At 65.9% G+C, this 14,510-nt stretch carries 13 protein-coding genes and 1 pseudogene; 2 read left to right on the top strand and 12 right to left on the bottom strand.

Features of this window, described 5'->3' with window-relative positions:
- Positions 1-47: 47 nt before the first annotated feature.
- The 4 genes and pseudogenes from ACIUM1_RS20975 to ACIUM1_RS20960 form a co-directional block, all read right to left on the bottom strand.
- Positions 48-839, bottom strand: a complete 792-nt coding sequence (locus ACIUM1_RS20975; protein WP_406814478.1) for a crotonase/enoyl-CoA hydratase family protein — start codon at positions 837-839, stop codon at positions 48-50.
- Positions 836-1,984: a thiolase family protein gene (locus ACIUM1_RS20970; RefSeq protein WP_406814477.1), complete on the bottom strand. Its 1,149-nt coding sequence runs from the start codon at positions 1,982-1,984 to the stop codon at positions 836-838. Before ACIUM1_RS20970 ends, ACIUM1_RS20975 begins: the two co-directional genes overlap by 4 nt.
- Positions 1,985-2,296: 312 nt before the next feature.
- Entirely contained in the window at positions 2,297-3,139 is an 843-nt protein-coding gene (locus ACIUM1_RS20965; protein WP_406814476.1) for an aldo/keto reductase, read from the bottom strand.
- A 240-nt stretch (positions 3,140-3,379) separates the two neighbouring features.
- Positions 3,380-3,562, bottom strand: a pseudogene (locus ACIUM1_RS20960) (acetyl-CoA C-acetyltransferase); the annotation flags it as partial.
- A 40-nt stretch (positions 3,563-3,602) separates the two neighbouring features.
- On the opposite strand from ACIUM1_RS20960, the gene ACIUM1_RS20955 reads away from it, so the two are divergent.
- Positions 3,603-5,039 (top strand): WS/DGAT/MGAT family O-acyltransferase, encoded by a 1,437-nt coding sequence (locus tag ACIUM1_RS20955; RefSeq protein WP_406814475.1) that lies wholly within the window; start codon positions 3,603-3,605, stop codon positions 5,037-5,039.
- A gap of 11 nt (positions 5,040-5,050) precedes the next feature.
- Here the strand turns inward: ACIUM1_RS20955 and ACIUM1_RS20950 are convergent, their stop codons facing one another.
- Both ACIUM1_RS20950 and ACIUM1_RS20945 read right to left on the bottom strand, forming a co-directional pair.
- On the bottom strand, positions 5,051-5,842 hold the full coding sequence (locus ACIUM1_RS20950) for a lysophospholipid acyltransferase family protein (RefSeq protein WP_406814474.1): 792 nt from the start codon (positions 5,840-5,842) through the stop codon (positions 5,051-5,053).
- A complete protein-coding gene (locus tag ACIUM1_RS20945; RefSeq protein ID WP_406814473.1) occupies positions 5,839-7,107 on the bottom strand; it encodes a cytochrome P450 in 1,269 nt (422 codons plus the stop codon). Before ACIUM1_RS20945 ends, ACIUM1_RS20950 begins: the two co-directional genes overlap by 4 nt.
- A 254-nt stretch (positions 7,108-7,361) precedes the next feature.
- On the opposite strand from ACIUM1_RS20945, the gene ACIUM1_RS20940 reads away from it, so the two are divergent.
- Entirely contained in the window at positions 7,362-7,652 is a 291-nt protein-coding gene (locus ACIUM1_RS20940) for a hypothetical protein (RefSeq protein ID WP_406814472.1), read from the top strand.
- Between the two features lie 24 nt (positions 7,653-7,676).
- Here ACIUM1_RS20940 and ACIUM1_RS20935 read toward each other — a convergent pair whose 3' ends face one another.
- From ACIUM1_RS20935 to ACIUM1_RS20910, 6 genes are all read right to left on the bottom strand, one after another.
- Complete coding sequence (locus tag ACIUM1_RS20935; RefSeq protein ID WP_406817792.1) at positions 7,677-8,312, bottom strand: maleylpyruvate isomerase family mycothiol-dependent enzyme; 636 nt, start codon at positions 8,310-8,312, stop codon at positions 7,677-7,679.
- Positions 8,313-8,415: 103 nt separating this feature from the next.
- Entirely contained in the window at positions 8,416-9,900 is a 1,485-nt protein-coding gene (locus ACIUM1_RS20930; protein ID WP_406814471.1) for an aldehyde dehydrogenase family protein, read from the bottom strand.
- A 90-nt stretch (positions 9,901-9,990) separates the two neighbouring features.
- Positions 9,991-11,208, bottom strand: a complete 1,218-nt coding sequence (locus tag ACIUM1_RS20925; protein WP_406814470.1) for a cytochrome P450 — start codon at positions 11,206-11,208, stop codon at positions 9,991-9,993.
- A 10-nt stretch (positions 11,209-11,218) separates the two neighbouring features.
- Positions 11,219-12,223 (bottom strand): SDR family oxidoreductase, encoded by a 1,005-nt coding sequence (locus tag ACIUM1_RS20920; RefSeq protein ID WP_406814469.1) that lies wholly within the window; start codon positions 12,221-12,223, stop codon positions 11,219-11,221.
- Positions 12,216-13,370 (bottom strand): spirocyclase AveC family protein, encoded by a 1,155-nt coding sequence (locus ACIUM1_RS20915; protein ID WP_406817791.1) that lies wholly within the window; start codon positions 13,368-13,370, stop codon positions 12,216-12,218. The genes ACIUM1_RS20920 and ACIUM1_RS20915 overlap by 8 nt, the downstream gene beginning before the upstream one ends.
- A gap of 7 nt (positions 13,371-13,377) precedes the next feature.
- Positions 13,378-14,496, bottom strand: a complete 1,119-nt coding sequence (locus ACIUM1_RS20910) for an ABC transporter substrate-binding protein (RefSeq protein ID WP_406814468.1) — start codon at positions 14,494-14,496, stop codon at positions 13,378-13,380.
- Positions 14,497-14,510 lie beyond the last annotated feature (14 nt).

Raw genomic sequence — 14,510 nt, 5'->3', positions numbered from 1 at the left:
GCTTCGCCCGGCCACGCCGCGCTCGCGATCGCACTGATTTGTTGGCGCTAGCGCGCCTTCCAGACCGGCTCCCGCTTCTCGGCGAACGCCAGCGGTCCCTCCTTGGCATCCTCGGACCTGAGCAAGGCCTTCATCTCGCGGATGGTGCGCGGCCAACCGGGTTCGTCACCGACGACGACGCCGTCGTCGACGCCGTAGGCGATCCGCTTGCTGGCCTGAACCGACAGCGGCGCGTTGACGGTGATCCGTTGGGCCAGCGCCAGCGCGGCGTCCAGCACCGAGCCCTGGGCGACGACCTCGTTGATCAGCCCCCATTCGCAGGCGGCGGCCGCAGTGAGCGGTTCGCCGGTCAGCAGCAGCCGCATCGCCACCTTGCGGGGTAGCTGCTCGACGATGCGGAACACCCCACCGGCGGCGGCGATCAGCCCCCGCTTGACCTCCGGCAGGCCGAACTGCGCTCGTTCATCGGCCACCACCAGGTCGCTGGCCAGCGCCAGCTCGGTGCCGCCGCCCAGAGCGGTGCCGTTCACCGCCGCGATCGTGGGCTTGTCGATGAAGTGATGGACATATCCGGCAAAGCCCCACTCGGGGTGGTCCGGGTGATAGAGGTTCTCCCGCCGCGCGATTGCCTTGAGGTCGGCCCCGGCGCAGAACGACTTGTCGCCGGCACCGGTGACCACCACCGCCCGCACCTCGGGGTCGTGCTGCGCCGCTTCGAGTGCGTCCCCGAGGCCGATGCTGACGGCGGCGTTTACCGCGTTGCGGGCCTCCGGCCGGTTGATGGTTATCACCATCACGTTGCCCCGGCGCTCGGCCAGGGCGCCCGGCGCTTCGGTCACAGCAGTTCCACGATGGTGGCGTTGGCCTGGCCGCCGCCCTCGCACATGGTCTGCAGGCCGTACTGAATTCCCTTGTCCCGCATGTGATACAGCAGGGTGGTCATGATCCGGGCACCGGATCCGCCGAGCGGGTGGCCCAGCGCGATGGCACCGCCGTTGGGGTTGAGCTTCGTCTCGTCGGCGCCGATGTCCTTGAGCCAGGCCAGCGGAACCGGGGCGAACGCCTCGTTGACCTCGTAGACGCCGATGTCGCCGATGGACAGTCCGGACTTCTTCAGCACCTTCTGGGTCGCCGGGATGGGCGCGGTCAGCATGATCACCGGGTCGGCCCCGGCCAGGGTCGCGGTGTGCACCTTGGCGATCGGCTTGAGCCCGAGTTCCTTGGCCTTTTCGGCGGACATGAACAGGATCGCCGCCGAGCCGTCGGAGATCTGCGATGAGTTGCCGGCGTGAATCACGCCGTCTTCCTTGAACGCCGGCTTCAGCGAGGCCATCTTCTCCATCGGCGTGCCGCGGCGGATTCCCTCGTCCTTGAGCACCACGTTGCCGTCCTGGTCCTTAATGCCCACGATCTGGTCATCGAAGGCGCCGGAATCCTGTGCGGCAGCGGCCTTTTCGTGCGAGTCGAGGGAGAACTGGTCGAGCGTGGTGCGGTCGAACCCCCACTGCTCGGCGATCATCTCCGCGCCGATGCCCTGGTTGGGAATCTGGCCTTCGTAGCGGTCCAAGAAGGCTTGCGGGTATGGGCGCCCGCCGTTGGCCAGCGATGCGCCCATCGGGGTCCGCGACATCGACTCGACACCGCCGGCGACGACGACGTCGTAGTGTCCGGCAATGACGCCGGCGGCGGCGAAGTGAATGGACTGCTGGCTGGATCCGCACTGGCGGTCCACGGTCACGCCCGGCACCGTCTCAGGCCAGCCGGCGGTCAGCAGCGCGGTGCGGCCGATGTCGAGCGCCTGTTCGCCGGCCTGCATCACGCAGCCCCAGATGACATCGTCGACCAACCCCGGGTCGACGCCGGCCTTGTCGACCAGGCCGTTGAGCACCTGTGCGGACAGATCCGCCGGGTGCACCCCGGACAATCCGCCGTTGCGCTTCCCGATCGGGGATCGCACTGCCTCGACGATGACGGCTTCAGCCATGTTGTGTCTCCTTTGACTGCTGGGCTTCAGACTCGATGTCTTCAGTGGGCCTTGCCACCGATTGTCAACCAACGCGTTGGGAGGTGGGGCGGCGGGGTAGGCCACGCGAATGCGCGGCCGAGCGGAGGGCTCGCTCGGACCAGGTATTTGTTTTCTCTTCAGGCGGCTGAAGCGGGTCCGACTGTGGTCAAATACCGTGCCGCCCATTGCAAGCGAGCCGCCTGCGCGGCGATCGGCGGCCGCTGCTCAGGCCCTCGGGAGATGACCGGCACGCTGTTGCTGCCACGGCTGAGCCCGCACGGGGCCACGCAGTCAGAGCGTCTCGAGTGGGCGCGGTCGGATCGGCGGCGGGAAGGCCTCGTCGAGCACACTCAAATCCTCTGGCGCCAAGTGGATCTCAGCGCTGGCGGCGTTCTGCCGAACATGCGCGGGCGTGCCAGAGCGCGGGATGGCGTTGACGCCGTCGTGGCGCAGCACCCAGGCCAGCGCGATTTGCGCCGGCGTCACACCGTGCCGCCGGGCCACCTCGTCCAGCGCCGGGTGTCCAAGCACGCGACCTTGCTCGATCGGCGAGTAGGCCATGATCGGGATCGCGCGCTCGGACAGCCACGGGATGAGGTCGTACTCCGGTCCGCGGCGCGAGAGGTTGTACAGGATCTGGTCTGTCTGCACCTGCTCACCGCCGGGCAACCCCATTAGCTCGACCATGTCGTCGCCGTCGAGGTTGCTCACGCCCCAGTAGCGGATCAGCCCCGCGGCCATCAGGTCCATGAAACCCTCGACCGTCTCGGCGAGCGGGACGTTGCCCCGCCAGTGCAGCAGGTAGAGATCGATGCGGTCGGTGTGGAGTCGGGCCAGGCTGGCCTTGCAGGCTCGCACAGTACCGTCCCGGGTGGCGTGCTGCGGCAAGACCTTGTCCACCAGGAAGACCTCGTCGCGTCGCCCGGCGATCGCCTCTCCTACCAGTTCCTCTGATGCGCCGTCGGCGTACATCTCGGCGGTGTCGACCACGGTCATGCCGAGGTCGAGTCCGAGCCGGATCGAGGCGATCTCGTCGGCTCTTCGCGCGGGACGTTCCGCGAAGTGCCAGGTGCCCTGGCCCAGCGCGGCGATCTCCTCCCCGGAGGGAAGAACGGTCGAGCGGATGGTCTTCATGTTCAGCCTCCCCAGCGTGTCGGCGCCGGCACCGGGGCGGATCGCCGGCTCGTCGCACACCAGATCGCCATGGTGACACCCGTGCCTCCGATCGGGCTTCCACCCGGTGGTGCAGCAATGCGAGCCCGATGTGGTCCCACCAGGTCGAGAGCAAGGCGTTTGAGGCATGCCGCAACTTCTGTGGGTGACCTATCGGTCGCGGGTGTTGCCGGCACGCCGGAGGATGTGGGCGGTGCAGCCAGGCCAGCCGGCGGTCAGCAGCGCGGTGCGGCCGATGTCGAGCGCCTGTTCGCCGGCCTGCATCACGCAGCCCCAGATGACATCGTCGACCAGGCCGTTGAGCACCTGGGCGGACAGATCCGCCGGGTGCACCCCGGACAATCCACGCACGCCGACGCTCGGCACTGCCCTGCGAACCAGAATTTTGTTCTCATCGCTGGCCGCGCAGGGCAATAATGATCGCGTGAAGCGGCTCAACGGTATGGACGCGATGCTGTTGTATAGCGAGACGCCGAGCCTGCACACGCACACCTTGAAGGTGGCGATCGTCGACGCCGCCGACTACGGCGGCGAGTTCACCTTCGACCTTTTTCGGCAAACGCTACGCCGACGACTGCATCGGCTGGAGCCGCTGCGCTACAAGCTGATCGACATCCCATGGCGATTGCACCATCCGATGTGGCTGCAGAATTGCGAGGTCGACCTCGACTACCATGTGCGGCGCGTCCAGGTGCCCGCCCCCGGCGGCCGCCGAGAGCTCGACGAGGTGATCGGGCAGATTGCCGGCATCCCGCTGGATCGCGACCGTCCGTTGTGGGAGTTCTATTTCGCCGAAGGCCTGGCCGACCACAAATTCGCGGTCATCGGCAAGATGCACCACGCCTTGGCCGACGGCGTCGCCTCCGCCAATCTGCTGGCCAGACTCATGGACGCGACCGGCCCGGTGCAGGACGAGCGTGACAACGACACGACGTGCACCCCGCCCTCGACGGCGCAGCTGCTGCGCGCCGCCGCCGCGGATCACGCCCGGCAGGCCGCCGCCTTACCCGGGGTGATCGCCGAGGCGCTCGCCGGGGCGCGTCGGCTGCGGCGGCGCGCCCGGCAGCGCGGCGAGCAGCCCGACCTCGCCAGGATGCTGCACGCACCGCCGACATTCATCAACCACAAAGTCTCTCCGGCAAGGACTTTCGCCACCGCGACCCTGTCATTGGCTCAGGTCAAACAGACCGGCAAACAGCTGCAGATCACCATCAACGACATGGTGATGGCGATCGCGGCGGGTGCATTGCGCGAACTGCTCTTGCGCTACGACGGCTGCGCAGACCGGCCCCTGGTCGCCTCGGTCCCGGCCACCACGGACAGGTCCCCGGAGCGGATCAGCGGCAACGAACTCGGCGGCATGGCGGTGTCGCTCCCCACCCACATCGACGATCCGCTGCAGCGGGTGCGGCTGACGTCCATGGCAACGACGATCGCCAAGGAGAACAACGAGCTGTTCGGCCCGGAACTGTATGGCAGATTGATCAGCTACCTACCGGGGGCCGCGGCCCCGCCGGCGTTCAGATGGCTGGCCCGGCGGAACACCGGCAACAGGTTGTTCAACATCCCGATTTCCAACGTGGTGGGACCGCGCGAGCGTGGCCGTTTGGCCGGTGCCCCGATCAGCGAGATCTATTCCGCGGGCCCGCTGATCACCGCCTGTGGGCTCAACATCACGGTGTGGAGCTACGTCGATCAGCTCAACATATCGGTGATCGCCGACGACCGCACCCTCGGCGACACCCATGAGCTCACCGACGCCATGGTCAGCGCGTTCTGCGAAATACGAACCGCGGCAGGGTTATCCGATGACGTGGCCGCCGTGCGGAGCGCGATGCCACCGGTCACGCTCAAACCGTGAGCGCCGCCGCGCTATCCGAGAACGGGAAAGCGTCGCTCGCGAGCCAGCTCGTCCAGGGCGTCCTGCATGGCCGAACGCACGTATGCGTCGACGTCCGTGACCTCTGGCGTGTTGCCGAATTGCGCGGCGACGTCGATCGGCTCCAGGACTTGGCTGACGATCTTGGTCGGCAGCGGTAGGTTGGGCGGGACGATGATGCTCAGCCCGAAGGGTAGGCCCCAGGTGACGGGCAGGATGTCGGACCGCCACCGCGACAGGCCCAACCGCTTCGCCAGAAATGTTCCACGCGTGAGGAACAACTGGCTTTCCTGCCCACCGATGGAGACGATCGGCACGATCGGCACGTGTGCGTCGATCGCCGACCTGATGTATCCGGTCCGGCCGTTGAAGTCGATGACGTTCTCCGCCAGCGTCGGTCGGTAGGCGTCGTAGATCCCGCCCGGAAACACCAGCACCACACCGCCGGACCGCAGCGCTTGCGCGGTGTTTTTCTGGGTGGCGCGAATGACCCCGAGGCGGCCCAGCCAGCCCGACATCGGCCCGACGAACATCCCGTCGTGCCCGAGGGTGTACAGCGGGCGCCGGTAGCCGAACCTGCGGTAGAAGGCCGCGGCGAAGATCAGCACGTCCGGCGTGAGCATGCCGCCCGAGTGGTTGCCGACGATCAGGGCACCACCGTCGGACGGCAACGATTCGAGCCCGCGCACGTCGAAACGAAACCAGGCCCGCGCCAAAGGTTCTGCCGCCCCCACCAAGCGCTGGGTGAACCCGGCGTCCCACCCGCCGATGCCGCGGTCGCTCACGAAATCGGCGTGAATTCGAGGTGCAACTCACTCAGGCCCCGCATCTGCCACGTCGGGTCGTAGGTGTAGCGGCGGGCGTCGGGCGGCCCGTGCTCGGCCTCCCTGATGGCGATGTCCGCCATCCGGTCGAGTATGCGGTTCAGCGAGATTCGCCCCTCCGCGCGGGCCAACGGCGCGCCCGGGCAGGAGTGGTTGCCGCGCCCGAAGGCCACATGTTCGCGCACGTTCGGCCGGTCGATGCGGAACTCGTCGGGCTGCTCGAACTTTCGTGCGTCCCGGTTGCTCGCGCCGGGCAGCAGCATCACCGTGCTGCCCGCCGGGATGTCGGTGTCACCGATCGTGGTCGTCGTGCGGGCCATCCGGAAGTGGCACTTGACAGGACTCTCCATGCGCAGCGTCTCTTCGATGAAATTCGGTATCCGGCTGCGGTCTTCGCGGAGCAGCTTCTGCAACTCCGGGTTCTCGGCGAGCGCGCGGACCCCGAAGCTGAGCAGCTTGGTCGTGGTTTCCTGCCCGGCGGCGAACAGGAACGTCGCCAGCCGGACCACGTCGATGACTTCGGGAGTCGAGCCGTCGGGGTACTTCGCCTGGGCCAGCTCGGTCAGCACATCTTCGCGTGGCTGGCGGCGGCGTTCGGTGATGTGAGTGGTGAACTTGTCGTCGAGGTATTCCAGCGGATTGTGCGCGCGCGTTACTGAATCGTCCTCGACCCCACCGGAGAACTTGCCCGAGAACACATCCCGAAACTCTTCGTGATCCTCGACGGGAACTCCCAGGAGGTCGGCGATCACCAACCCGGAGAACGGCCGCGCGTAGTCGTCGAGGAATTCACAAGTCCCGTGGGACAGGAACTCGTCGATCTGTTGATCGGCGAGCCCCCACATGAAATCTTCATTTTCCTTGAGCCGCTTGGGTGTCAGCAGGCGGCTGAGCAGGCCCCGCGTCCGGGCATGCTCCGGTGGATCCTGCGTCACGATGTGTTCGCTCATCGGGATCTGCGAGCGATGTTGTTCGATCAGGCTGCCGATGTCGTCACCCTCGGGCTCGAACGGCAACCCCGAAAACGGCCCGGCGACCGAGACACACGACGAGAACGCCGGATCTTTGTAGACGGCGAGCGCCTCTGGGTGCCCTGTTACCGCCACGACGCCCTGGTCGGGTCGCGGCAGCACCGGGCAGCGCGCGCGCAGATGATCGAAGTACGGGTACGGGTCCGGAATCAGGGACACGTCAGTGAAGAAATCAACCGATTCGAATTCGCTCAACAGAACTCCTAGGCATCCAGGTAACCGCCGCCCCCACCAACGTCAGCCCGGGCGACGTAACCTCTCTTTGCCAATCTATTGCTGAACAAATATTAGGTCAAGCTTGCGATCCCGGATGCGTCCGCGCGATCTCCCGCTGGGCGCGGGACCTACCGCACCATCAGCGCTGTGACGCCAGTTCTTCGGCGGTGTGTACCGCGTCCGTCACTCGCAGTTCATTTCCGTTGGGTCGAGGGCGCATATGGTCCCCGAATGTGAGCACTCCTGCACCCGGGCCCGGTTGGTGGCTGGCGTCAGACGGCACGTGGTACCCCCAACGATGGGAAAGCATCTTCCTCTCGCACACCCACGAGTCGCTGGAAACGGTCTTGGAACAGGCGAACCGCCTCACGATGACCTACGGCGAGCAGGGCTGGGAAATCGTGGGCTCCTCGGTGCAACGCACCCAAGTGGCCCACCGATTCAAGGAATACGACAAGGGCGGTGACCACTATTTCGAGTGGAGCATCGTCTGCACACTCAAACGCCCACTGCCGCCGGGTTAGCAGCAGCGCGACCTCAACGCCGCTCTATCCGGATAGTCGCTGAATAAGTCGTGGCAGGCCCGGCCCGTCGAGCGTGTGCGCCAGTGCGGTGCGGCCGGCAACGGTCATCATCAGGGCAGCCACCGGCCCTCGAATTTCTGCGCCATTGCCCCATTGGCTACCAATGTCATTGGCGTGCAAGCTAATCCCACGCAACAGGCCAAGTGGTACAAACCCGAACGGCCACCAGCCGGTGAGGAAGTCCATGGCCAACGCCGTTCGCTTTGGGTCGGGTTGGAAGGGCAACCCGAGAGGGATCCTGATGTCGCCGCTGTGCACCAAAATATCCGCGAGCGGGTCCAGCGGACCAAATAGCGGCGGATCGATCCGGCGATCCGCACACTGACGCAAGCCGGCTACGATCTCGGCGGCCGGCAATTGGGCACGACGGCGGGCCAATTCGTCGATCGCGCGAGCCATGCTCCCACGGCGCAGGGCGAGCCACAGGAATGTGAGGGTGCCGTCGGTAGCGGTACTGATCGCATGAGCCGCGACTGTCTTGACATCCCATGCCGCGCACAGGCTCGGCGTCGCCAACTGCGCGGCGTCCAACCCGTCCAGCAGGTCCGCGATTCGATGCCGCTCGTCGCCCACGGCGGCGAAGACAAACTCGCGGTCCACATCATGCATCACTGCCACCCGGTTAGCGCGTCAAGAATGCCGCCATGGCCGTGATCGTTGCCAAAACCGCGACCCTGACGGCAATCTCGTCGAAGGGTGATTCTTAGCCGGCGGGGTAGGCGACCGACTTGATCTCGGTGTACTGGTCGAACCCGGCGACACCGTTCTGGCGTCCCACACCGCTTTCCTTGTAGCCACCGAACGGTGTGTCGGCACCGTACGGGGCACCGCCGTTGACGCCCATGAAGCCGGCCCTGATCCGGCGGGTCACCGACAGCGCGCGCTCGAGCGAACCCGCAAACACGTTGCCGGCCAACCCGTACACGCTGTCGTTGGCGATCCGGATCGCGTCCTCCTCGTCTTCGAACGGGATGACCGACAGCACCGGACCGAAGATTTCTTCCTGCGCGATTGTCATCTTGTTGTCGACGTTGGTGAAAAGTGTAGGGCGGACGTAATATCCCTTGTCGAAGCCGGTCGGCGCGTCCGGACCGCCGACCAGCGCGGTGGCACCTTCCTCGACGCCCTTCTTGATGTAGCCCGTCACCCGCTCGAGCTGACGTTGCGAGATCACCGGGCCGCACAGCGTCGCGGGATCCTGCGGGTCGCCGCACGTGACGTTCTCGTAGATGTTCTTAAGGATCTCGACGCCCTCGTCGTAGCGGGACCGTGGCAGCAACAGCCGGGTGGGGTTGGCGCAGCCCTGCCCGGCGTGCATGCACGGCGCGATGCCGACCATGCACGCCGTCGCGAAGTCGGCGTCCTCCAGCACGATGGTGGCCGACTTGCCGCCGAGCTCTAAGAACAGCCGCTTCATCGTCGCGGCGCCCTTCTCCATGATCCGCTTACCGACCACCGTGGAGCCGGTGAACGAAATCAGATCGACCTTGGGCGACAGCGTGAGCTCTTCGCCGACAAAGTGATCGGAGGCGGTGACGACGTTGACGACGCCGGCCGGGATGTCGGTCTTTTCGGCGATCAGCCGACCGAGCCGGGTCGCGTTGAACGGCGTGTTGGGCGCGGGCTTGAGCACCACGGTGTTGCCGGTGCCCAACGCCTGGCCGAGCTTGTTGAGCGTGACCTCGAATGGGAAGTTCCACGGCACGATCGCGCCGACCACGCCCACCGGTTCCCGCCAGACCTTGCGGGTGGTCAGGGTGCCGGTCAGGCTGATCACCTTGTCACCGAGGTCGGTTTCCCACGCGTACTCGTCGATCAGCCGCGCGGGGTACTTCAGCCCGTCCTCCAGCGGCGCGTCCAGCTGCGGCCCGAAGGTGATGGCCCGGGGCGAGCCGACCTCGAGGATCAGCTCCTCGCGCAGCTCGTCGATCTCGGATTCGATCGCCTCGTGCAGCTGCAGCAGGCAGCGCTTGCGCAGCTCCTTGTTGGTCGACCAGTCGGTCTCGTCGAAGGCGCGCCGGGCGGCGTCGATGGCCCGGTGCATGTCCTCCTTCGAGGCGTCGGCGACCTCGCCGAGCGGCTCCTCGGTCGCCGGATTGATGTTCGTGAAGGTGCCGGCCTGCCCGTCAACGAGCTTGCCGTCGATCATCATCTTCGGCTCGAAGCGGACCTTTACAGCCTCAGTCATATCTGTCACTCTCTTCCGGGTCGTTGAGGGGCTACGGAGAGCCTTGCCCGAAACTAGCCGATTGGCAAGCTGCAACCGCTGCAGCGCTGGTTATTGGGGGTCGAACAGCACCGGAACCGACGTCGGTGACCTGAAGACCTGACCGCGGATATGCGGGTCGTCCGCGTCGGGGTCCAGCCGAAGGTTCGGCAGCCGGTCCAGCAGCAGGTTGATCGCGGTGCGCATTTCCAGCCGTGCCAGGTGCATGCCCAGGCAGACGTGGACGCCGTGACCCCAGCCCAGGTTCGCCTTGGCCGGCCGGAAAATGTCGAAGGTGTCAGGGTCTTCGTAGCGGTCTTCCTGCCGATTCGCCGACCCCAGCATCGGCATGACCGTCGCACCGGCGGGAATCTTGACGCCGCCGAGTTCGGTGTCGCGGGTGGCCACCCGGGTGATGGTCAGCAGCGGAGGTTCCCAGCGCACCCCCTCTTCGATCGCCTGCGGGATCAACGAACGGTCAGCCCGGATTGCGTCGAGCTGGTCGGGGTTCGACAGCAGCCCGAGCAACAGGCTGCCCAGCGAGCGGTACGTCGTCTCCACGCCGGCGGGCAGCAGCAGTCGCAGGAACGAGAAGATTTCCTCGTTGGTCAGCTTCTCGCCGTCGATCTCGGCGGCGCCCAGCGCACTGATCAGGTCATCCTTGGGCTCGAGACGACGCGCTTCGAGGATCGGCTCGAAGTATTCGCACAGCGCGGCCGACGCTGCGAGCCCGCGCTCGGGGTTCATCAGCCAGCTCAGCAGCGAGATCGACCAGCGCTGGAACTGAGGGTAATCCTTTTCCGGCAAGCCCAGCAGGCCCGCGATGATCTGGCTCGGGTAGTCGAAGGTGAATTCCTTGACCAGATCCGCCTTGCCGTTGGGCGCAAAGTTGTCGATCAGACTGTTCGCCACGCGGCCGACCAACTCGTCTTGCCAGCGCGCCAATGACTTCTGCGAGAACGCCTTTGATACCAATGAACGCAGCCGGCCGTGGATCGGCTCGTCCATTCCGAGCATCACGCCTTCACCCAGCACGGGCCCGAACGCCGCGATGACGGCCGACGACGAAAACGTCTCGTTGTCGCGCAGCATCTGCTGGATGTCCTCGTGGCGATACACGATGAACATCGGCAGCCCTTCCTCGTGCGGAAGCGCGCCCGACGTCTCGAGTCGCTGCACCGGTTCTTCATGGCGCAGCCGCGCCAATTCGGTGTACGGGTCACGCACGTCACCGGATATCGCGTCGTCGAAGGCGCCGAAATCCGCTAGGTCGTCGAAAAGTTGTTCCATGATTGCCCCTTTAATCCCCTTGCGGTGCCGCATCTTTCTGCGACGAGAACCGCCCGGCTACCGCGGCCAAGCGCTGCAGTACCGGCTGCGGAAGAACACGGGCGACGAAGACCATCGCCTTTTGACTTGTCGTCAACGGCCACGCTCCATCGCGCATCGACCCCTGCCGCGGTATGCCCAGCACGATCCGCGACAGGTGGTGCATGCCCGATGCCGGCAGGATCCTGTTGGCCACCAACAGCATCGATGCGTCCGGACCGATGCCACGGCGGCGGAATGCCCCCCGGTCATCGATCGCCTTGAGCAGGCCGTCGGTGAACCGCTCGGGTGGCCGCGCCAATTTCATCGCGAAGCGCCCGCGACTGTTCATGGTGGTGTGTAGCCGGGCGTATGGGCCGCCGAAGTTGCGGTCATCGATGGTGCCGGCGTCGGTGATGATCTCGGTGTCATACGTGCCGGCCACCAGAACGGTGACGCCGAGACCGAACGGCGCGATCTCGCACGCCATCGATTCCCCCCAGCGCTCCAGCGCCCCCTTGGCCGCCGAGTACGGCGCGGTGGCGGGCTGGCCGCGCACCCCGGCCGCGCTGGACACCAGGACGATTCTGCCCTGGCCCGCCGCCCGCATCGACGGCAGCAGGGCCTGGGTGAGCGTGACGGGGCCCAGGACGCTGGTGGCCAGCATGCGCTGCCACAACGCCATGTCGGTCTCCTCCACCATTCCGGCGGCGGAGATACCGGCGTTGTGCACAAGTGCGTACGGTGCTCCCACGGCTTCTTCGATTGTCTTGGCCGCCGCGGCGATCGACGCGCTGTCGGTCAGGTCGAGTTGAGTGCCGATCAGCCGTTCGTCGTCGATGGCGGCACCGGTAGCCGCGCGCAGCAGCGGCATTCCCTCGTCGGGGGTGCGCATGGCCGCGACCACGCGCCACCCCTCCCGGTACATCCGCACCGCCGAGGCGAAGCCCAGTCCGCGGGACGCGCCGGTGATGACGACCGCGCGCGGCTCAGCCATGCTGGGCCGCCTTGTGATCCTGGACAGCGCACGCACCCTCACCGGGCGGCGGAGGATCGACGTGGGGCCGCCCGTTGGGCTCCCCGCTCGCCCAAGTGGACCAGATGCCGACCGAGTACGGCCCCTGAGCGCCCGCCTTCTCGTAATACCCTTGGGGGTCATACACTTTCGCCTCAGGATACGGCCACGGGCACGCCACCGAGGTGGCGGCATGGCTGACCTTGATGGCCCAGAACCAGCCACCGTAGGCGAAGTAGGACACGTTGATGATGACGAACATCACCAGGAACGTGCCCAGCACCGGTCGCGACGGGAACAACTTCGCTTTTGCGGCAAGCTTTTCCGCCACCGACTTACCGGTGTCGTCCCGGTAGCAGAGGATCGCGGCGGGCACCATCACGAAGCACACCGAGAACGACTCCCAGATCAGCGGGAACTGGAAGGTGGTGCCAGTGAACACCGATCCCCATGGGATCACCTGCGAGTAGATGTACATGCCCCAATGGATCAGGATGTTTTCCAGGAAGGCATCGAAAACGAACCCGATCACCAGGGTGATCAGCCCCAGGCTGATCAGGGGATGCCGCGACACATAACTTGTGGGCCCGTACTTTGCCTGCAGCTTGCGCAGCAACCAGACCGCCGGGAAGTAGGGACCGAAGTAGAACATCACGTAACCGAAGACCACGAACGGTTCGACCGTCGGCGACAACGACACCAACGGCCAGGATTCCGGCCAGTGCACGAGATCGGGGTTGTAGACCGCGAACGGCGACCAGTTCATGATCGGGTCCTGCCACACGATCAGCGTGGTACACAAGAACATCAACATCACCGGACTGCCGGGATTGCGGCGCCAGCCCCGGATGAAGACCACCAACAGGACGATCAACGCCACGACGGTGGCCCAGTCCAGAAAGGTGATGTAGTCGAGTCCGAACGTGAATCTCACCGGGCGCGGCCGGCCCTGCACGTTCGGGTTGGCGACGCGAGGATCCAGAGCAACGCGGGAATTGGCGATGAAGAACAGCGCGAAGGCGGCCAGCGCGGCGCCGGCGATCCAACCGCCCCAGCCGCGCTTGCCATTTCGCTGCGCGGCGGCCGGTTCCTCCGGCGCGGCGGGCGATATGGGCTGTTCCCTGGAAATCATCGGGTCAGCCTTCCTCTCCGAAGCGATCGACGAGGTGCGAGTTGACACCGTCAGCGTCGAGGGTGCGCGCCACCAGATAGCCGGCACCCATCCATGCGCGGCGCGTCCACTTGCCGAACGACACCCGGGTGCCGGGGGCACCCGAGGCCGCGGGCATCATCTTGACCCGCTCCAGCGCCTCCTTGACCCCACGGGGACTGAGCGGATGGGCGTCGGTGAACGCGCGCACCAGCGTCGCGGCGACGTCGCGGTTCACTACAGTCACGCAGAATTCGGGGCGACTGCCGTTGTACTTCTTGGCGTAGCGGTCGAGGAAGTCCTGGCCGATCCGGTTCGCCTCGTCGTACTGGTCGACACCGGTCCAGCCCATGAACGCGTTCCACATGATCGGGTTGACCCAGGCGTTCTGCCACGCGGTGGTGGTGAAGCGGGGCGGATCCCAACCGAGGGCCTCGAGCGCGGGATTGATGAAGACGATTCCGAATCCGAACCCCAGATGCACGATCGCCTCAGCCTTCGCCTCATGAAGCGTTTGGACCGCGGCGTTGATGTCCTGGGCCGTCTGGGCGATCGACACCTCGGCGACGATGCGAATGCCTTTGCGCCGGCACGCACTTCGGAGGTTTTTCAGGTAGCTCTCGCCAATCAGGCTCTGCTCGACCAGAACCCCGATCTCGGCGAGTCGGCGTTTGGCGATGAGGTCCGCCAGAAAGATCGGCTCGTCGGTCATCGATCCCTGAGGGAAGGAGAACGTCCACTCGCCCAGCCAGTCGTCGGTGCCGGTCACGCTGATCGCGGGCACCTTGAACCGTTCCTCGATCGCTTCTCGTAACGGCACGCAGTTGTCGGTGATGTTCGGACCGAAGACGACGAGGCAGCCCTCGTCGACCAGTTCGCCATACGCATCGATCACCGCCTTGACCGAACCCTTGGGCAGGCCCTCCACCTCTCGATAGATCATCTGCACGGGCCGGTCCATCAGGCCCTGGGCGACCGCCTCTTCGAAGATCAGGTCGAACGTCTGGGTGAAGGAAGCGAACAGCTCCTCGGGGAATCCCGGGGGGAGCTTGAAGTCCATCAGATAGCCGACCTTGATCGGCTCTGCGCTGCTCTCGTAGGACATCCGACCTCCCAGCT

It is taken from the genome of Mycobacterium sp. M23085 (genome assembly GCF_045343915.1).
Lineage (GTDB): Bacteria > Actinomycetota > Actinomycetes > Mycobacteriales > Mycobacteriaceae > Mycobacterium.
The sequence above is the reverse complement of the archived record's forward strand: the minus strand, read 5'-3'. Positions and strand labels throughout refer to the sequence as shown.

Bases quoted from the DNA above. Each gene is read 5' to 3' on its own strand.
- ACIUM1_RS20970 (WP_406814477.1), bottom strand. From the start codon at position 1,984: ATGGCTGAAGCCGTCATCGTCGAGGCAGTGCGATCCCCGATCGGGAAG.
- ACIUM1_RS20925 (WP_406814470.1), bottom strand. From the start codon at position 11,208: ATGGAACAACTTTTCGACGACCTAGCGGATTTCGGCGCCTTCGACGAC.
- ACIUM1_RS20930 (WP_406814471.1), bottom strand. From the start codon at position 9,900: ATGACTGAGGCTGTAAAGGTCCGCTTCGAGCCGAAGATGATGATCGAC.
- ACIUM1_RS20910 (WP_406814468.1), bottom strand. From the start codon at position 14,496: ATGTCCTACGAGAGCAGCGCAGAGCCGATCAAGGTCGGCTATCTGATG.
- ACIUM1_RS20965 (WP_406814476.1), bottom strand. From the start codon at position 3,139: ATGAAGACCATCCGCTCGACCGTTCTTCCCTCCGGGGAGGAGATCGCC.
- ACIUM1_RS20920 (WP_406814469.1), bottom strand. From the start codon at position 12,223: ATGGCTGAGCCGCGCGCGGTCGTCATCACCGGCGCGTCCCGCGGACTG.